This window comes from Streptacidiphilus sp. P02-A3a (assembly GCF_014084105.1).
Lineage (GTDB): Bacteria > Actinomycetota > Actinomycetes > Streptomycetales > Streptomycetaceae > Streptacidiphilus.
Map to the genome: position 1 here is coordinate 3,540,899 of NZ_CP048289.1, position 18,338 is coordinate 3,559,236.

The 18,338-nt window shown below is 74.4% G+C and carries 19 protein-coding genes; 13 read left to right on the forward strand and 6 right to left on the reverse strand.

The features are described 5' to 3' along the window. Window positions 1-7: 7 nt before the first annotated feature. Complete coding sequence (locus GXP74_RS16045) at window positions 8-1,318, forward strand: choice-of-anchor A family protein (protein WP_182452151.1); 1,311 nt, start codon at window positions 8-10, stop codon at window positions 1,316-1,318. Between the two features lie 97 nt (window positions 1,319-1,415). On the opposite strand, the gene GXP74_RS16050 is transcribed toward GXP74_RS16045, so the two are convergent. Together GXP74_RS16050 and GXP74_RS16055 are read right to left on the reverse strand one after the other, a co-directional pair. Next, window positions 1,416-1,811 (reverse strand): cell division protein SepF, encoded by a 396-nt coding sequence (locus GXP74_RS16050; RefSeq protein ID WP_370468429.1) that lies wholly within the window; start codon window positions 1,809-1,811, stop codon window positions 1,416-1,418. 393 nt (window positions 1,812-2,204) lie between these two features. Continuing rightward, window positions 2,205-3,500, reverse strand: coding sequence for an MFS transporter (locus GXP74_RS16055; RefSeq protein ID WP_370468430.1), 1,296 nt, complete (start codon window positions 3,498-3,500; stop codon window positions 2,205-2,207). Window positions 3,501-3,679: 179 nt separating this feature from the next. Here GXP74_RS16055 and GXP74_RS16060 point away from each other — a divergent pair, with 179 nt between their 5' ends. The 11 genes from GXP74_RS16060 to GXP74_RS16110 all read left to right on the forward strand — a co-directional run bounded on the left by GXP74_RS16060 (window position 3,680) and on the right by GXP74_RS16110 (window position 14,404). Further along, window positions 3,680-4,096: a molybdopterin-binding protein gene (locus GXP74_RS16060; RefSeq protein ID WP_182452154.1), complete on the forward strand. Its 417-nt coding sequence runs from the start codon at window positions 3,680-3,682 to the stop codon at window positions 4,094-4,096. Between the two features lie 40 nt (window positions 4,097-4,136). After that, complete coding sequence (gene modA / locus GXP74_RS16065; RefSeq protein WP_182452155.1) at window positions 4,137-4,985, forward strand: molybdate ABC transporter substrate-binding protein; 849 nt, start codon at window positions 4,137-4,139, stop codon at window positions 4,983-4,985. Next, window positions 4,982-5,851, forward strand: coding sequence for an ABC transporter permease (locus GXP74_RS16070; RefSeq protein WP_182452156.1), 870 nt, complete (start codon window positions 4,982-4,984; stop codon window positions 5,849-5,851). Before modA ends, GXP74_RS16070 begins: the two co-directional genes overlap by 4 nt. After that, window positions 5,848-6,942 (forward strand): ABC transporter ATP-binding protein, encoded by a 1,095-nt coding sequence (locus GXP74_RS16075; protein WP_182452157.1) that lies wholly within the window; start codon window positions 5,848-5,850, stop codon window positions 6,940-6,942. Before GXP74_RS16070 ends, GXP74_RS16075 begins: the two co-directional genes overlap by 4 nt. A 116-nt stretch (window positions 6,943-7,058) precedes the next feature. Further along, complete coding sequence (locus GXP74_RS16080) at window positions 7,059-7,946, forward strand: serine protease (protein ID WP_182452158.1); 888 nt, start codon at window positions 7,059-7,061, stop codon at window positions 7,944-7,946. 124 nt (window positions 7,947-8,070) lie between these two features. Beyond that, complete coding sequence (locus GXP74_RS16085; protein ID WP_182452159.1) at window positions 8,071-9,444, forward strand: NAD(P)/FAD-dependent oxidoreductase; 1,374 nt, start codon at window positions 8,071-8,073, stop codon at window positions 9,442-9,444. A 53-nt stretch (window positions 9,445-9,497) separates the two neighbouring features. Beyond that, the gene (locus GXP74_RS16090) at window positions 9,498-10,262 is read left to right on the forward strand and encodes a DUF1365 domain-containing protein (protein WP_182456485.1); all 765 of its coding nucleotides are present in this window, start codon (window positions 9,498-9,500) and stop codon (window positions 10,260-10,262) included. Next, window positions 10,259-11,539, forward strand: coding sequence for a class I SAM-dependent methyltransferase (locus tag GXP74_RS16095; protein ID WP_182452160.1), 1,281 nt, complete (start codon window positions 10,259-10,261; stop codon window positions 11,537-11,539). Before GXP74_RS16090 ends, GXP74_RS16095 begins: the two co-directional genes overlap by 4 nt. Further along, a complete protein-coding gene (locus GXP74_RS16100; protein ID WP_182452161.1) occupies window positions 11,536-12,354 on the forward strand; it encodes a DUF1295 domain-containing protein in 819 nt (272 codons plus the stop codon). The genes GXP74_RS16095 and GXP74_RS16100 overlap by 4 nt, the downstream gene beginning before the upstream one ends. A gap of 80 nt (window positions 12,355-12,434) precedes the next feature. Next, window positions 12,435-13,808 carry a deoxyribodipyrimidine photo-lyase gene (locus GXP74_RS16105; protein ID WP_182452162.1) on the forward strand — a complete coding sequence of 458 codons (1,374 nt, stop codon included), beginning with the start codon at window positions 12,435-12,437 and terminating at the stop codon, window positions 13,806-13,808. A gap of 89 nt (window positions 13,809-13,897) precedes the next feature. Beyond that, window positions 13,898-14,404 (forward strand): GNAT family N-acetyltransferase, encoded by a 507-nt coding sequence (locus GXP74_RS16110; protein WP_182452163.1) that lies wholly within the window; start codon window positions 13,898-13,900, stop codon window positions 14,402-14,404. A 79-nt stretch (window positions 14,405-14,483) separates the two neighbouring features. On the opposite strand, the gene GXP74_RS16115 is transcribed toward GXP74_RS16110, so the two are convergent. From GXP74_RS16115 to GXP74_RS16130, 4 genes are all read right to left on the reverse strand, one after another. Further along, window positions 14,484-15,197, reverse strand: coding sequence for a dienelactone hydrolase family protein (locus tag GXP74_RS16115; protein WP_182452164.1), 714 nt, complete (start codon window positions 15,195-15,197; stop codon window positions 14,484-14,486). A gap of 25 nt (window positions 15,198-15,222) precedes the next feature. Beyond that, window positions 15,223-15,558, reverse strand: a complete 336-nt coding sequence (locus GXP74_RS16120; protein WP_225447975.1) for a hypothetical protein — start codon at window positions 15,556-15,558, stop codon at window positions 15,223-15,225. 86 nt (window positions 15,559-15,644) lie between these two features. Continuing rightward, complete coding sequence (locus tag GXP74_RS16125; protein ID WP_182452165.1) at window positions 15,645-17,039, reverse strand: DUF4331 domain-containing protein; 1,395 nt, start codon at window positions 17,037-17,039, stop codon at window positions 15,645-15,647. 37 nt (window positions 17,040-17,076) lie between these two features. After that, window positions 17,077-17,403, reverse strand: coding sequence for a hypothetical protein (locus GXP74_RS16130; RefSeq protein ID WP_182452166.1), 327 nt, complete (start codon window positions 17,401-17,403; stop codon window positions 17,077-17,079). 433 nt (window positions 17,404-17,836) lie between these two features. On the opposite strand from GXP74_RS16130, the gene GXP74_RS16135 reads away from it, so the two are divergent. Next, complete coding sequence (locus tag GXP74_RS16135; protein WP_182452167.1) at window positions 17,837-18,058, forward strand: hypothetical protein; 222 nt, start codon at window positions 17,837-17,839, stop codon at window positions 18,056-18,058. The last annotated feature ends 280 nt before the right edge of the window (window positions 18,059-18,338 follow it).

Here is an 18,338-nt window from a genome sequence, read left to right on the forward strand (position 1 = left end):
TCCCCTCATGGCCGGCACGATCACGGTCCTCGGCCTGGCGGTCACCGCCGCCCTGGCAGTCACCGGCTCCGCCGCCGGCGCGGTCACCGGCACCGGTCCGCTGGAGCCCCCGCTGGGGGCGTGCACCGGACCGGCCTGCCCGGGGACCTACCCGCCGCCCAACAACGGCGACTTCGCCGGGCGCGACGCCTCGATCAACGTCTTCGTCGGCGCCGACTACCGGGTCCGCGGCCGGGCTGCCGAGGTCGAGGGCAAGGTGGTCACCCTCGGCGGCCTGACCGTGGACAAGAGCGGCGGCGGCGCGTTCAACATGGCCGTGGTCGGTGTCGGCTCCCGGGTGCCCCCGCCGGACGGCACCGACTTCGTGGTGGTCGGCGGCGCGGTCGACGCCGTCCCCGGCAACACCGTCTACGTGGGCGGCTCCGACTCGACCACCACCGCCTACGGCGACCTGCGCCACGGCGGCTCGCTGACCGGTACCGTCAACGTCGCCGCGCCCGGCCGGGCGGTGCGCGACGCCGCGGCCGCCGCCCCGTACCGCCACCTGCGGCGGGTGATCGAGGAGCGCTCGCACTGCGCCGCCGAGGCGGAGGCGACCGGCACGGTCACCGTCTCGCCGAGCGAGGCGACGTTCGCCGGGGACGGCAGCAGTGCGCTCCAGGTGTTCGACGTCACCGGCGACCTGGGCACCGTCGGACACCAGATCGGGCTGAACTTCACCGGGATCCCGGCCGGGGCCACGGTGCTGGTGAACCTTCGCTCCGAGCACCCGGTGATCAACACCTACACCGGCACCGGGCTGCCCGGGGACCAGCTCACCGAGCTGCGGCCGAAGCTGATGTGGAACTTCCCGACCGCCGCCACCGTGCACATCACCGGCGGCGCGCAGTTCCAGGGCTCGGTGCTGGCCGGGAACCCGAACGGGGTGACCACCCTGTCCAGCCCGGGGATGAACGGGCGGATCTACCTGGCGGGCGGCCTGGTCCAGGAGGGCGTCGGCGGCTACGAGCTGCACGCCTACGACTTCACCGGCGACCTGCCGCTGTGCGGCGTCAAGCCGGAGCCCAGCGAGTCGGTCACGCCCACGGTGAAGCCGTCCGGCAGCACCAGCGCGCACCCGAGCGAGTCGGTGACGCCGAAGCCGAGCCACAGCCACCACCGCCCCGAGCCCTCGGGTTCGCGGAGCCCCGGCGGCGAGCTGGCCAACACCGGGGCGGACGACTCCGGCGGGCTGCTGGTCGCGGTGCCGGTGGCCGGGCTGCTGCTCACCGGCGCGGGCGTGCTCTGGCTGGGCCGCCGCCGCGGCAGCCACTCCTGACCGCAGGTCAGCCGCGGCGGCACCGAAGGCCGCTGCCCCGCCGGATCGTCCGGCGGGGCAGCGGCCTTCGAGTGGGTCGGCTCAGCTCTGGTGGCGCTCAGCTCTGGTTGTAGAAGCCGTTGTCGTCGCGCGGGTTGTCGATCACCAGCACCTCGACCTCCGGCGGCGCGAGCAGGAACACCCGCTTGGCGATCCGCTCGATGCTGCCGCGGGTGCCGAAGACCAGGCCGGAGGCGAAGTCCACCAGTCGCTTGGCGTCGCCGTCCGGCATCTCGGTCAGGTCCATGATCACGGGAGTGCCGACCCGCACGTGCTCGCCGATCACCCGGGCCGACTCGAAGCCGGTCGGCCGGACCGAGGTGATCTGCGGGGCCTGCGGGGCCGGGGCGAACTCGGGGGAGTCCCAGGGCTCCTCGTAGTCCGGGACCGCCACCGGATAACTCCCGGACGGCGCCAGCCACCCGCGGTAGTCGTCACGCAGTGCTGCTCCCATGCCGTGCCTCCCCATCTGTGCTGCTGCCCCGTAATACGCACGCGGTACCGCGTGCGGTTGCGCTGTGCGCGGTGTTTTCAGTACGGGTGTTTCCGTACTGTCCCACCGTGCTGTCTGAGTATCGCATTGATCACCGACAAGGCACCCGTCCGGAGGTGCCGCCGCGCCGTTCGCATCAACCGATCTGACGTGCTGTTCAGACGCCCGTACGAGCCAATCGGATTCGTTCGCACGTCTGTACGATTATTGTTCGCTGATTATGCTGAGCCGAGCGAGGACGGGTTTTCGCTCGTACGGGTGCGGGCAAGCTCCCGCAATCGCCGATTGCGCGGTCTTTCCCGCCCGCTCCCTGACGCCCCATCATTGCGGCTGGGTCAATCCAGGACCAGTGGATTACCCAATCAAACCAATGTTGTCGCCCGTTCCGGACGTCTGCCCGGTACCCGGCGCCGCAACCGCCCCCGCCGCCTCAATCGCACCGCCGCCGCCGCCGCCGTCGCCGCCCGGCCCGGAGCGGGCGACCACCGGGGCGAGCACCGGCGCGCCGAAGACCAGACCCAGCGTCAGGATCGTCACCAGTGCGAAGGACACCGGCAGCGAGGCGGCCTGGGCCACCCAGCCGATGGTGGCCGGGGCGAGCAGGCCCGAGGTGTACGTCACCGTCGCCACGCCCGCGATCGCGCGGCTCGGGTTGTCCCCGCTGTGTCCCGCCGCCGCGAAGCACAGCGGCACCACCACCGCGATCCCGATCCCGAGCAGCGCGAAGCCGAGGATCGCCGGGACCGGCGTGCGGGAGACCACCACCAGCACCCCGCCCAGCGCCGCGACCACCCCGCCGACGCGCACCGCCCGCACCGGCCCCAGCCGCCGCACCGCCGCGTCGCCGGACAGCCGGCTCACCGCCATCATGCAGGCGAAGGCCGTGTAGCTGGCGGCGGCCACCCCGGCCGACGCCCCGGCGGTGCCGCGCAGGTAGACCCCGCTCCAGTCGCCACTGGCCCCCTCCGCGAACACCGCGCAGAAGCCGACCATGCCGATCGCCCAGGCCGAACGCGGCGGCAGCGCGAACCGGGGCGGCGCCTCCGCGTCCGGCGCGGAGCGGACGTCCAGCAGGCCCCGGCTGGCCAGCACCCCCAGCCCGGCCAGCAGCACCGCCATCCCCGCCAGGTGCCAGCGGGCGTCCCAGCCCAGGCTCGCCGCGAGCACGCCCACCGCCGAACCGGCCAGACCGCCGACGCTCCACATCCCGTGCAGCCCGGACATGATGGAGCGGCCGTGGCGCCGCTCCACCTCCACCCCCTGGGCGTTCATCGCCACGTCGGCGGTACCGGCGCAGGCGCCGAACACCAGCAGGCAGACCACCAGCACCGGCAGGTCCGGCGCCAGCGCCGGCAGCGCCAGCGCCAGGCACCACAGCGAGATCAGCAGCCGTACCGCCGAGCGGTGGCCGCGCGCGTGCACCAGCCGCCCGGCCAGCGGCATCGCCAGTGAGGAGCCGATGGCCGGGGCCATCAGCGCGATCCCCAACTCGCCCGCGTCGAGGTGCAGGTTTCCCTTGATCCAGGGGATCCGGGTGGCGAAGGTCGCGGCCACCGCGCCGTGGACGGCGAACACGGCCGACACCGCCCGTCGTGCGCGACGTATCTCTGGTTCACTCACGACGGGGACCCCCAGGGGCGATGGGAACAAGGGAGGCCACTGTACCGGTGCAGCAGCCGCTGGCCTGGGGATACGTCCGATGGGTGATACCGGGGGCGGCGCCCGGGCCGGGCCGGGCCGGGCGCGACGGACTGGCAGCTCGCACATGCGAGGCCAGTGGAGCCCTCAACCTTGCTTGTGCAATGCTACGAATGACGAGGAGATGGCAGATGCGACAAGATGTACGCCATGTGAACAGCTACCGGATCGGCGAAGCGGCAACCCTGCTCGGCGTCAGTGCGGACACCATGCGCCGATGGGTCGACGCGGGCCGGGTGGCCGCCGAACGGGACGAGCACGGGCACCGGATCATCCCCGGCGCCAGGCTCGCCGCCTTCGCCCGGGAACTGGCCAGCCCTGAGGCCGCCGAGCGGGAAGGCCTGCCCTCCTCCGCCCGGAACCGGTTCCGGGGCATCGTCACCGAGGTCGTGCTCGGTGACGTGATGGCCCAGGTCGAGATCCAGGCCGGACCGCACCGGGTGGTGTCGCTCATCAGTCGCGCGTCGGCCGAGGAGCTGCGCCTGGAACCGGGGACCCCGGCCACCGCTGTGATCAAGTCGACCAACGTGGTCGTCGAGCGAACCTGACCGAAATCCCATGACCCACTTACTCCTTGGGGGCCCCTCCATGACCGCCGCACTCTCCGGCCGCGCCACCCGCGCCGCCGCCGCCCTCACCGCGGCTGCCGCCCTGCTCACCCTGAGCGCCTGCGGATCGAGCAGCACATCGGCCAGTCCCGCCTCCAGCGCCGACGCCTCGGCCTCTTCCTCCGCCTCCTCGGCCGCGAGCACCCCGGCGGTGACCGGCAAGATCACCGTCTTCGCCGCGGCCTCGCTCCAGCAGGTGTTCACCACCCTCGGCAAGCAGTTCGAGGCCGCGCACCCCGGCGCCAAGGTCAGCTTCAACTTCAGCGGCAGCGGCACCCTCGCCGCCAGCATCACCTCCGGCGCCCCCGCCGACGTCTTCGCCGCCGCCAGCGACGCGACCATGGCCACCGTCACCAAGGCCAGTGACACCGCCGCCGCTCCGGCGACCTTCACCAAGAACATCCTGGAGATCGCGGTCGCCCCCGGGAACCCGAAGCACATCACCAGCCTGGCCGACCTGACCAAGCCCGGCATCAAGGTGGCGCTGTGCGCCGCGACCGAGCCGTGCGGCGCCGCCGCGGTCACCGCGCTGGCCGACGCCAAGGTCAAGCTCAAGCCGGTCACCTACGAGCAGGACGTCACCAGCGCCCAGAACGTGGTCCAGCTCGGCGAGGTCGACGCCTCCCTGGTCTACCGCACCAACGTCCTCGGCGCCGGGGGCAAGATCGACGGCGTGAACTTCGCCACCGCCGCCGCGGCCGTGACCGACTACCCGATCGCGGTGCTCAAGAACGCCCCGAACAGCGCGGGCGCCCAGGCGTTCGTCGACTTCGTGCTCTCGCCCCAGGGCCAGCAGGTTCTCACCGCGGCGGGCTTCGAGCAGCCGTGACCTCGGAAACCACCGCGCCGGGCGGGGGGCGGGCCGCACGGCCCGCCCCCCGCCCGGCGCGGGCCCGCCGCCTCGCCCGTCGGGGCGGCGGCGTGCCCGTGGTGCTGCTGGTCCCGGCCCTGCTCGGGCTGGCGTTCCTGGTGCTGCCGCTGATCGGGCTGCTGGTCAAGGCGCCCTGGAGCAGCATGCCCAGCGAACTGCGCGGCGGCACCGTCTGGCCGGCGCTGCGGCTCTCGCTGGAGACGGCGACCGCCGCCACCGCCGTGTCGCTGCTGCTCGGCGTGCCGCTGGCCTGGCTGCTGGCGCGCACCGAGTTCCCCGGACGCCGGTTCGTGCGCACCCTGGTCACCCTGCCGCTGGTGATGCCGCCGGTGGTCGGCGGCGTCGCGCTGCTGCTGGTGCTCGGCCGCAACGGGCTCGTCGGCGAGTGGCTGGACAGCGCCTTCGGGGTCACCCTGCCGTTCACCACGGCCGGTGTGGTGGTCGCCGAGGCGTTCGTGGCGATGCCGTTCCTGGTGCTCAGCGTCGAGGGCGCGCTGCGCGGCTCGGACTCCCGCTACGAGGAGGCCGCCGCGACCCTGGGCGCCTCCCGGTTCACCGCCTTCCGCCGGGTCACCCTGCCGCTGGTCGCCCCCGGCATCGGCGCCGGCGCGGTGCTGGCCTGGGCCCGGGCACTGGGCGAGTTCGGCGCCACCATCACCTTCGCCGGGGACTTCCCGGGGACCACCCAGACCATGCCGCTGGCCGTGTACCTGGCGCTGGAGGACGACCCGGCCGCCGCTATCGCGCTGAGCGTGGTGCTGCTGGTGGTCTCGGTCCTGGTCCTCGCCGGACTGCGCGGACGCTGGACCGGAGGAGCCGCGTGACCGCGCCCGCCGCCGCCGAGGAGCGGAGCGCGGACCAGGGCGTCGAGGCGCACCTGGTGGTCGACCGCGGCGGCTTCGGCCTCGACGTCGCGCTCACCGCCCGTCCGGGCGAGGTGCTGGCGCTGCTCGGGCCGAACGGCGCGGGCAAGACCACCGCGCTGCGCGCCCTGGCCGGGCTCACCCCGCTGACCGACGGCCGACTGGTGCTCGACGGCGAGGTGCTGGAGGAGCCCGCGACCCGGCGCCGGGTGCCCACCGAGGCGCGCCCGGTCGGCGTGGTCTTCCAGGACTACCTGCTCTTCCCGCACCTGTCCGCGCTGGACAACGTCGCCTTCGGGCTGCGCACCAGGGGCCTGCGCCGGGCCGAGGCCCGGGCTGAGGCGGCGCGGTGGCTGGAGCGGGTCGGCCTGGCCGACCACGCCGCGGCCCGGCCCCGGGCGCTGTCCGGCGGCCAGGCGCAGCGGGTGGCGCTGGCCCGGGGGCTGGCCTTCAATCCCCGGCTGCTGCTGCTGGACGAGCCGATGTCGGCCCTCGACGCCCGCACCCGACTCGACGTCCGCGCCCAACTGCGGCGTCACCTGGCGGACTTCGACGCGGTCGCGGTGCTGGTCACGCACGACCCGCTGGACGCCATGGTGCTCGCCGACCGGCTCACCGTGATCGAGGGCGGCCGGGTGGTCCAGCACGGCACCCCGGCCGAGATCGCCCGGCGGCCCCGCAGCGACTACGTCGCCCGGCTGGTCGGGCTGAACCTCTACCGGGGGGCGGCCGACGGCCAGGAGGTACGGCTGGACGGCTCCGACGCGGTGCTGACCACCGCCGAGAGCCAGCGCGGCCCGGTGTTCGCGGCCTTCCCGCCGTCCGCGGTGACCCTGCACCGGCGGCGGCCCGACGGCAGTGCCCGCAACCTGTGGCCGGTCACCGTGCGCGGCATGGAACTCCACGGCGACCAGGTCCGGCTCGACCTCGGCGGGGCGCTGCCGATCACCGCCGACATCACCCCGGCCGCCGTGGCCGAACTCGGCCTCGGCGAGGGCAGCGAGGTGTGGGCCGCGGTCAAGGCCACCGCGGTCCACACCTATCCGGCCTGAGCGGCTGTCAGCGCGGACCACCCGTCCGGGTGTCACTCGGACGGGTGGTCTCGGGTGCGCCGCCCCGTGGTCGGGCAGCACACTCGACCCCAGGACGAGCTGGGAGGACACGGTTGATGACGGAACGGCGGCGGGTGCCGGGGACCGCGACCCGCTGGGCGGTCGCCGCGGTGGCGGCCGGACTCGCGCTGGCCGGCTGCGGCGGCTCCGGCGGCGGCACCGGGGCGGCCTCGGCGGCGGCGTCCAACGGCGCGGTCGCGGTGGCCGTCAGCGCCACCCCCAGCCCCTGGTCCAGGCAGCGGTTCGAGAAGGCGCTGTCCGAGCACGGCGGCACCTCCCGCACGGCCAGGGCCACCACCGGCAACGCCCGGGTCGGCGCGCTGTTCTCGCAGAGCGCCGACGGCGACCACTTCTGCACCGCCAGCGTGGTCCACAGCGCCGCCGGGGACCTGCTGCTCACCGCCGCCCACTGCGTGCACGGCGGCCAGGGCGGCGGCTACGGCAGCGACCTGGTGTTCGTCCCCGGCTACCGGGGCGGCGACACCCCGCAGGGGCAGTGGCCGGTCACCCGGATCGTGGTGGACCAGCGCTGGATCGCCTCCTCCGACCCCGACCTGGACGTGGCCTTCGTGACCGTCGGCCAGGTCGGCGGCAAGAACATCGAGGACGTCCTCGGCGGCAACACCCTCGGCGTCGACCAGGGCTTCGGCAAGGTCGTCCACATCACCGGCTACCCCTCCACCGCGAGCACCCCGATCTCCTGCTTCAACCGGACCACCCAGCAGAGCCAGTACCAGATGCGGATCGCCTGCACCGGCTTCCCCGGCGGTACCAGCGGCAGCCCCTGGCTGGTGCGCTTCAACGGGACCAAGGGCGTCGGCACCGTCATCGGCGTCATCGGCGGCTACCAGCAGGGCGGCGACACCGCCGACGTCTCCTACAGCCCCTACTTCGACCAGGACGTCCAGACCCTCTACGACCAGGCGGTCACCCCGAACAGCTGAGCGACCGGATCACTCGATCCGCCGTACCGCCAATCCGGATCACCGCCCGCGCCGAATACCCCATGTGCGGGATGACGCAACCGGGTCGCGCGAGCGGCCCGAGGGGAGCGGGAGGGTGAAACCGATGCCGGAGTACACCGTGACGGCCGCCGGGCCGGTGCCACGGAAGGGCGCGGGCCCCGCCGGGGGCGAGGACCCGGGCCGCGGGCGCAGCGTCGCCGTGGTCGGCAGCGGGGTCGCCGGGCTCACCGCCGCCTACGAACTGACCCGGGCCGGCGCCCTGGTCACCCTGTACGAGGCCGAGGACCGGCTGGGCGGCCACGCGCACACGCAGGACGTCCACCCCGAGCACGGGCCCGCGCTCGCGCTGGACACCGGGTTCCTGGTCCACAACGAACGCACCTACCCGCACCTGCTGCGGCTGTTCGCCGAACTCGGGGTGGCCACCCAGGACTCCGAGATGAGCATGTCGGTCAGCTGCCGCGGCTGCGGCCTGGAGTACGCCGGTGCGCGCGGCCCCGGCGGGCTGCTGGCCCAGCCGCGCAGCCTGGCGCGCGGACGCTACCTGTGGCTGCTGGCGGAGGTCCCGCGCTTCCACCGGCTGGCCCGGCGACTGCTGGCCGAACCGGAGAACGCCGATCCGGCATCCGGGGAGGGCGAGGTCACGCTGCGGGAGTTCCTCCGCCGGGGCCGCTTCTCGGCGTACTTCACCTCCCACTTCCTGACCCCGCTGGTGGCCTCGGTCTGGTCCTGCGCCCCCGGCACGGCCCTGGACTACCCGGCCCGCTACCTGTTCTCCTTCCTGGACAACCACGGGCTGCTCACGGTCACCGGCTCGCCGCAGTGGCGCACCGTGGTCGGCGGCTCGCGGACCTACGTCGAGCGGGTCGCCGCGCGGCTGCACGCCACCCGCACCGGTACCCCGGTGGCCAGGGTCCGCCGCCAGCGCGACGGCGTCACCGTGGCCACCACCGACGGACGCATCGAGTACTTCCACGGGATAGTCCTGGCCACCCATCCGGACCAGGCGCTGCGGCTGCTGGCCGACCCCACCCCCGACGAACAGGCGGTGCTCGGCGCTTTCCGGTACTCCTGGAACCCGACGGTGCTGCACCGGGACGCCTCGGTGCTGCCCGGCGCCCGACGCGCCCGGGCCTCCTGGAACTACCGGATGGCCTCCTGCGCGGACCGCAGCGACCAGGTCCGGGTCTCGTACCACCTGAACCGGCTGCTGCGGCTGGACACCCCGGAGGACTACCTGGTGACCCTGAACGAGGACCCGGACACGCCGGTGGACCCGGCGCGGGTGCTCTCCCGCACCGTCTACCGGCACCCCCAGTACACCCGCGAGTCGCTGGCGGCCCAGCGGCGGCTGCCCGAGTTGAACCGGGACCGCACCGCCTTCGCGGGGGCCTACCACGGCTGGGGATTCCACGAGGACGGCTGCCGCTCCGGCGCCCTGGCCGCGCAGTCGCTGCACGCGGCGGTGACCGCGTGAACGCCCAGGCCCCCGCCCGGAACCCGGCCGCCGCCGAGGCCGCCCGGCGACCGCTGCCCGGCCCCTGGGGCGCGGCGCTGTACGACTGCCGGATCGCCCACGTGCGCACCCGCCCGCTGCGGCACGCCTTCCAGCACCGCACCTACCTGTGGCTGGTCGACCTCGACCGGCTGCCCCGGCTGCCCGCGCCGCTGCGCCCGCTGGCCCGGTTCCAGGCCCGCGACCACCTCGGCGACCCGGCCGCGGACCTGCGCCGCAACCTGGACGGCTACCTCGCCGAACACGGCATCGACCTGCGCGGCGGGCAGGTGCTGATGCTCGCCCACGCCCGCTCGCTGGGGCACGTGTTCAACCCGATCACCGTCTACTGGTGCCACGACGCCGGGGGCGCCCCGGTCTGCACCGTGGCCGAGGTCCACAACACCTACCGCGAGCGCCACCGCTACCTGCTGTTCCCGGACGCCGAGGGCCGCGCGGAGACCGCCAAGACCTTCTACGTCTCGCCGTTCTTCCCGGTCGACGGCGGCTACCGGATGGTGCTGCCGGAGCCCGGCGAGCAGCTGCGGCTGACCGTGCACCTGGAGCGGGAGGGCGGGCGCGCGCTGACCGCCACCGTGCACGGCGCCCGCCGCGCCGCCACCCCGCTCGGACTGCTGCGGGCGGCCGGGCGGCACCCGCTGTCCACGCTCGTGGTGTCCGCGCACATCAGGATCCAGGGGCTGCGGCTGCTCGCCCGGGGACTCCCGGTACAGCCGCGTCCCCGCCGTGGCGCCTGCCCTGCCACCCTCCCCGGCCAGAACGGAGCGACCCGTCGATGACCCAGCCCGCGACCCGGACCCGCGTGCGCGGCAGCGCACTCCAGCGGTGGCCCGACCTGGTCACCGTCCCGCGCGCCCCCGTCCGCGGCCTCGGCGTCCGACTGCTGCTCACCCGCGCCGCCCGGCGCCTCGGCGTCCGGGTGGAGCTCCCGGACGGCAGCGTGCTGGCGCCCGCGCCCGAGGGCGCCCCGGTGCTGCGGCTGCGCGACCCGGACGCCTTCCTGCAGCGGGTCGCCACCGGCGGCCTGATCGGCTTCGGCGAGTCCTACCAGGCGCAGGAGTGGGACAGCCCGGACCTGGTGGCCGTGCTCACGGTGCTCGCGGGCGCGATGCCCTCGCTGGTGCCCGCCCGGCTCCAGTGGCTGCGCCGCTGGTTCACCGCCCGGCAGCCCGCCGACCAGTACGGCAGCCCGGACAACGCCCGCCGCAACGTCGCCGCGCACTACGACCTGTCCAACGAGCTGTTCGCGCTGTTCCTCGACCCGACGCTGACCTACTCCTCGGCGGTGTTCGAGCTGGACCACGCGGGCCGACCGCACGCCGGCTGGGAACTGCTGGAGGCCGCGCAGCGGCGCAAGATCGACCGGCTGCTGGACCTGGCCGGGGTGGGCCCGGGCAGCGAGGTGCTGGAGATCGGCACCGGCTGGGGCGAGCTCGCGCTGCGGGCCGCCGACCGGGGCGCGCGAGTGGTCACGCTGACCCTGTCCGCCGAGCAGCAGGTGCTGGCCCGGCGCCGGATCGCCGCCGCCGGCCACGCCGACCGGGTGGACGTGCGGCTGTGCGACTACCGCGACGCCACCGGGCAGTACGACGCGGTGGTCAGCGTGGAGATGGTCGAGGCCGTCGGCCGGGCCCACTGGCCCGCGTACTTCGGCGTGCTGGACCGGCTGCTCGCGCCCGGCGGCCGGGTCGCGCTCCAGGCGATCACCATGCCGCACGACCGGATGCTCGCCAGCGAGCGCACCTTCACCTGGATCCAGAAGTACATCTTCCCCGGCGGCCTGCTGCCCTCGGTCGAGGCCGTCGAGGAGGTGCTGGCCGAGCACACCCGGCTCCGGCTCACCGGCCAACAGGCCTACGGAGCGCACTACGCGGAGACCCTGCGGCTGTGGCGCGAGCGTTTCACCGAGCGCGCCGACGAGGTGGAACTGCTCGGCTTCGACCAGGTGTTCCGCCGGATGTGGACGCTCTACCTGGGCTACTCGGAGGCGGGCTTCCGCAGCGGCTACCTCGACGTCCGGCAGCTGCTGCTGACCCGCCCGGGGGAGTCCCGATGAGCGGGATCGACGGACCGGCGCTGCTGATCTGCCTGGCCGCGAGCCTGGGGGCGGCCGCCGCGGTGATGCTCGCGGCCTTCGCGGTGGGCGTGCGCACGGGCGTCCACCGGTACGTCGACGCGGCCTGGGGGCTGGCCTTCGGCGCGGTCGCGGGCACCGGCTACGGGCTGTCGGCGGGGCACGGCGACCCCGGGCGGCGGCTGCTGGTCCTGGTCCTGGTGCTGGTGTGGGGGCTGCGGCTGTCCGGGCACATCCTCCGGCGCGGCCGGGGCGCGCCGGAGGACCCCCGCTACCAGCGGATGCTGGCCAAGGCCCCGCCGGAGCGGCGTACCCGGTACGCGCTGCGGATGGTCTACGGGCTACAGGCCGCCATCGTCTGGCTGGTGTCGCTGCCGGTGCAGGTGGCACTGTTCGTCCCCCGCCCGCCCGGCGCGCTGTGCTGGGCGGGCACCGCGCTGTGGGCCGTGGGCCTGGGCTTCGAGGCCGTCGGCGACCGGCAGTTGGCCCGGTTCCGGGCCGACCCGGCGAACCGCGGCCGGGTGCTGGACCACGGCCTGTGGCGGTACACCCGGCACCCCAACTACTTCGGCGACGCCTGCGTGTGGTGGGGGCTGTTCCTGTGCGTCGCCGACACCCCGCTCGGCTGGGCCACCCTGCCGGGGCCGCTGCTGATGACCTACCTGCTCGCCAACGGCAGCGGGAAACCGATGCTGGAGCGGCAGTTGCGGGAGAGCAAACCCGGCTGGGCCGACTACGCCGCCCGAACCAGCGGCTTCCTGCCGCTGCCCCCGCGCCGCCCCCGACCGCACCCCTGAGCCCCTGATCCCCGACCACTGAGCCCGCCAACTGAGCCCGACAGAGCTCCCACGAAAGACCCTGGAAGGACAGAACCACCGTGCCCGACGGCGTCTCCATCGCCCTGCTCACCTGTGACCTGCGGGTGCACGACAACCCGGTGCTGCACGCCGCCGCCAGGGACACGGCGACCGTGCCGCTGTTCGTCCTGGACGACGCCGTGCGCGAGGCCGGGTTCGTGCCGCCGAACCGCGCCGCCTTCCTCGCCGACTGCCTGGAGGACCTGGACCGCTCGCTGCGTGACCGGGGCGGTTCGCTGCTGGTGCTGGCCGGTGACGCGGTCGAGCAGACCGCCCGGCTGGCCGACGCGCTGGGCGCCGCCCGGGTGCATCTCGCCGAGGGGGTCAGCGGCTTCGCGCAGCACCGCGAGCAGCGGCTGCGCGCGCTGCTGGGGCCGAGACTGACGATCCATCAGGCCGTCGCGACCACGGTCGCGCCCGGTGCGCTGCTGCCCGGCGGGCGCGACCACTACGCGGTCTTCGGTGCCTACCACCGCCGTTGGCTGCTCGCCGAGCGGCGCGCCCCGCTGCCCGTGCCACGGAAACTGACGGTTCCTCAACTGCCTTGGCCGGGGCTGGAACAGGCGGAGGTGCGAGCGCGGCTGGCGGCGGCCGGGCGGCCCGCGCCCGGGTTGCTGCCGGGCGGCGAGAGCCAGGGTCGGCGACGGCTGCGGTCCTGGGTCGGCTCGAACGCGGTGGCCGCCTATCCGGAGCTCCAGGACGACCTCGCCGCCGACGGCACCTCGCGGCTGTCGCCCTACCTGCACTTCGGCTGCGTGTCCGCGACCGAGGCCGCGCACCGGGCGACCAAGGAGGGCTCCCCGGGCGCGGAGGCGTTCCTGCGGCAGCTGGCCTGGCGCGACTTCCACCACCAGTTGCTCGCCGCCCGCCCCGACTGCGCCCGCGCCGACTACCGTCCGCGCCAGGACCACTGGCGCTCGGCCCCGGCCGAACTGGAGGCCTGGCGCGCCGGACGCACCGGTTACCCGCTGGTGGACGCGGGCATGCGGCAGCTGCTGCACGAGGGCTGGATGCACAACCGGGCGCGGATGATCACCGCGAGCTTCCTCAGCAAGACCCTCTACCTGGACTGGCGGGCCGGGGCCGAGCACTTCCTGCGCCACCTGGTCGACGGCGACGTGGCCAACAACCAGCTCAACTGGCAGTGGGTCGCCGGGACCGGCACCGACACCCGGCCGAACCGGGTGCTCAACCCGCTGCGCCAGGCCGACCGCTTCGACCCGCGGGGGGACTACGTCCGGCGCTGGGTCCCGGAGCTGGCCGCCGTCGCCGGGCCCGCTGTGCACCGGCCCTGGGAGCTGGACGCCGCCGAGCGGGCCCGGCTGGACTACCCGGAGCCGCTGGTCGCCCTGGACGCGGCGCTGACCCGGTTCCGCCTGGCCCGGGGTCTGTGACCGGGGCCTGACCGGGTCCTGGCCGGGGGGTCTGCCGGGGTGTCGAATCGGATGGACTGGGCCGGGCCGCGGCTGCCAGGATGCCGGGCATGAGCGAGCAGAGCACCGCCGGTACCACCGGTGACGACGAGGTGAGGGTCCGCCGGGCCGGGCCCGGCGACGAGGCGGAGGTGGTGCGGCTGCGCGAGCTGATGAGCTCGACGCTGTTCGGCCCCGGCGCGGAGGGCCCGTGGACCGGCGAGGCGATGGCCCGGCTGGCCCGCTGGCTGGCCGACCCGGACGCGGCCACCGCCGTCTTCGTGGTCGACGCCCCGGACGGCGCCGGCCTGGCCGCGAGCGTGATCGGCACCTACAGCGAGCGGCTGCCCAGCGCGCGCAACCCCGCCGGCCTGTCCGGCTACGTGTACGGGGTGTCCACCGATCCGCGCTGGCAGCGCCGGGGCTTCTCGCGGGCCGCGATGACCGCGCTGCTGGACTGGTTCGACCGGTGCGGGGTGGTCCGGATCGACCTGCACGCCAGCGAGTTCGGCGAGGGCCTCTACCGCAAGCTCGGCTTCGCCGAGACCCGCGGCGCGGCACTCTCCGCCCACCGCTGAACCGCCGTTGAACCCCCGCCGACCGCCGCCGACCACCGCCGCAGCGCTCACGGGGACGCCCGCCGCGAGCGTCCGGCGGTCACCCGCGCGGCAGTGGCAGCTCCAGGCCGCGCGGGTCGGCCCCGCGCAGCGCCAGCGCCTCGGCCGCCGGTTCCGGCAGCGTGGCCAGCCCCAGCACCCCGAGCGCCAGGCGGCTCGCCGCGCCGTGCCAGTCGCCCGCCCGCCGCAGCATCGCGTGCCCGCCGCCCGGCACCGAGTAGCCGCACACCCGGGCCCCGGACGCCCTGGCCCGCAGCGCCAGCGCCCTGGCCTCGATGGGGTCGGTGACCCGGTCGGCCGCGCCGTGCACCAGCGCCACCGCGCGCCCGGCCAGCTGCTCGCAGGGCTCTCCCTGCGGCCACCAGGGGGCCAGTGCCACCACCCCCGCGACCGAGGGGTGCCCGGCCGCGCGCAGCGCCGCCCGGCCGCCCATGGAGTGCCCGACCAGCACCACCGGCACCGGCCCGCGGTCGGCGGCGAACCGTTCCAGCGCGGTCAGTGCGTCCCGGGCGGCGTCGGCGCGCGGCCCGTTCCAGCCGCGGCAGCGGTACACCACCTCGCCGACGGCGACGTCCCGGTCGCGGGCCAGCCGGTCGAGCGCGGCCACGAACGGCAGCATCCGCAGCCGCGCCGGAGCCCAGCGACCCGGCGGCCGGACCCCCTCCACCTGGCCGCCGTGCAGGACCAGCACCGCCGCGGCGGCCCGCTGCGGCTCGGCGTGCCAGCGTACGCCGGGTGTTGCCGACGGCTCCATGGGCGCCTCCGCGCGGTGGGTCGGGTCAGGTCCAGTGGTACTCGCTCACTCCGCCGCCGGGGACGGTGACGACGGACTCGACGGTGTTCCTGTCCCGCCAGACCGTGTACTCGCCCGCGGCCAGCGGGGTGATGACGACGCAGTACACAGTACGGTCCGGCAGCCGCCGGGGTCGCACCGCGGCGTGCGTGCGCCGCAGCGGCTCGCCGACCGGGCTGACCTCGATCTCCTGGCCGTCCTGCGCCGGGCCGGTGTGGATCACCAGCGCGCCGGTGTCCGCGCCGATGTCGAGCACCACGCTGCCCTCGGTGGAGGGCGGGGGCAGCGGGGCGTGGGTGTGCGGGTGGGTGTGCTCGGTCACGGTTCCTCCTCAGGGCAAGGGCGCGGCCGGTCGGCGCGCGGCTGCGCCGGTCGGCCGCGCCCGGGTGTGCGGGGCGGTGCGAAGGGTCAGGACGGGTTGTAGAAGCCGTCGTACGGCAGCCCCAGGTACGGGAACTCGCGCAGGTACGGGTTCTTCACGTCGGCCGGGGTGAGCCCGTCGGTGACCAGCCCGGCGGCGCCGTCGGGGACGTAGCTCTTGTCGACCAGCGGGTAGGTCACCCCGGCGATGGCGCGCAGCTCCACGGTCACCACGTCGTCGAAGACCCGGCGCCCGTTCGGGAAGCCCGCCGGGTCGCCGCCGATCAGCCCGAGGATCTTCGGCTTCTTCGCGGGCGGCACCGCCACGTTGAGCCGCAGCATGTCCGCCTGGGTCGAGCCGGTGTAGTTCTGGAAGCCGGGCACGATGCCGCTGGGGATGCCGGTGAGCAGGATGGCCAGCAGGTCCGCCCGGCTCGTCCCGGCCTTGACCAGGCCCTCCAGCTTCGGGAACACCCCGGGGTAGAGCCCCGGCAGCAGCGCGGCCAGCTCCGGCTTGGCGACGTACTCGGCGAACAGCTTGTCGTCGGCGGGCGGCAGCGCGTTCCACTGGTCCTTGCGGGCCATCGGCACCAGGACCTCGTTGAACAGCGGGTTCCCCAGCCGGGAGACCTGCACGAACGGTCCCGACTCGTGGTTGTCGCCGGTGCCGGGCTCGATCACCCGGGCCCGGCGGCGGCTCGCGGTGGTCCACACGCCGATGGTGGCGCGCGGGTCCTCGACGTTGCTGCCGTTCCAGCCGCCCCGGGTGAGCTCGCCGATCGGCAGCTGGAGCGCCAGGCTGTGCACGTTCAGCTCCTTGGTGGTGTTCACCCCCGGCGCCGCCTTGTCGAAGATGTGCAGGCCGAACTGGTTGTGCAGCTCCTGGAAGGGCCGCAGGTTCGCCAGGTCGAAGATGGCCCCGAGGTCGACGTAGAAGCCCTCGGCGCGCTGTCCGACGAAGACCTTCCGGCCCCGGCCGAGGCCGTGCACCGCCTCGTCGGCCAGCTTCCGGTAGTCCGGGGTGGACAGCGGGCCGATGTTGCACGGCGGACTGGCCAGGTCCCGGCCCAGCACGGTGCTGCGGCCCCCGGCCTCGACCCGGGTCAGCGTGTAGGTCTGCCGACGGTTCCAGTTCGGCGAGTCCAGCGAGTGGATCGGGCCGGTGTTGTAGAGGAAGGTGTCGGGGTTGCGCAGGTGGGTGGTGAAGTCGAACTGGTAGGTGACGTCGGGCCGGCCGTCACCGGTGTTGTCGATGTGGATCTCGTACCGGACGTCATCGCCGAACTCGAAGAAGTTCGGTCCGGACGCCGCGCCCTGGAGCGGGATGTAGTTGGCGATCAGGGTGACCGTGGTGCAGTCGTCGGGGCTGACGAAGGCGTACACGTCGGTGCTGTCCGCCACCGGGTCCTTGGAGATCTCGGGGGCTTCGCGGTGGGACGACATGGGTGTCCTTGCTGGAGAGGTCGTGGATGGGGAGGGGTCAGCGGGCGGCGTTGCGCAGGGCGGCGGCGAGACCGGGGTCCAGCACCCGGCGGTGCCGCTCGCCCTGGAAGACGTCGAGCGCGCCGGACTTCGGGTCGTGCAGGTGCACGATCAGCGGCTCGGCGGCTTCGCCCGCGGGCGCCGGGGCCAGCGCGGTCGCGGCGTCGTCCTGCTTCGGCGCGGCGGCGGCGGTTCCGGCCGCGCCGCTCAGCAGCGTCCCGGCGGCGAGGCCGACGGCCCCGGCTCCGGCGGCGTTGCGGATCAGGCCGCGTCGGGACAGTGCCGACGGCGTCTCTTTTTCGGGCAGGGGGGAGTCAGGGGACATTCTCGCTCCATCGGTGTGGGGAATGGCGGACACACGGTCTGAGAATTCACCGGGGCGCAGCGGTAATTCAGACAATCGATGCGCGGACGCGCCCCGGCCGGATCGTGGCAGACGAGCTGCGGCCAAATCGAAGTGAATCCCGGTGGCAGTCCCAGGTCAAGGAGCCGCGCCCCGATGGCGGAGCCGAATCACCGGTAAATCCCAGAACGCGGCCAATCCGCCTGCCGCCCGGCCGCGAAGAACGGATGGCAGACATATTTCGGGAGGTGGTGAACGGGCCGGAAAAGAGATCAACGGACTATTTCCCGGGTTCCGCTCAGCGCGTCGCCGCCCAGGCGCCGCGCCGGTCGCGGCTGCGTTCGCGCGCCCGTCCGCGGCGGACGATCGCTGCCGCCGAGGGGCGGAGTCCGGGCCGCGGCCGCACAATGGCGGCATGAGCGACAGCACCAATCCCGATGCGCAGCACCACCTGGTCGAGGTCGCCGAGTTCAACTCGGACACCCGCTACCGGCTGGTCCGGTTGATGGGTGTCGGCTGGGAGCCGATGGGGGAGACCGAGTTCGAGGCCCGGGTGCGCCTGGTGTTCCCGGACATCGACCTGCACGATCCGGGCCAGGTCCACTGGGCGGACCGCCCGGGGGAGTGGCCCCGGTAGTTCCGGGCTGCCGACGGGATTCGACGCCGGAATCCCTGGCGGGAAACATTGTGTACATGACATCATGGGGGCGACCTCTTCGGCGCCGGTCGCAACCCGCCGATCGGGACGGTAGCCCCGCCACTCTCTGGGAAGTGGCGGGGCACCCTACCCGCCCGTAGCCGCGCGCCCCCGGCCGCCCCGACGGGCCGATCCGTCCGGCGCGGCGCAGACTGGTGGCATCGGCTCCCCGAGCATCGCCCGGTTCCCCGCCGCGCTGTCGGACCTTCCCCTGGACACC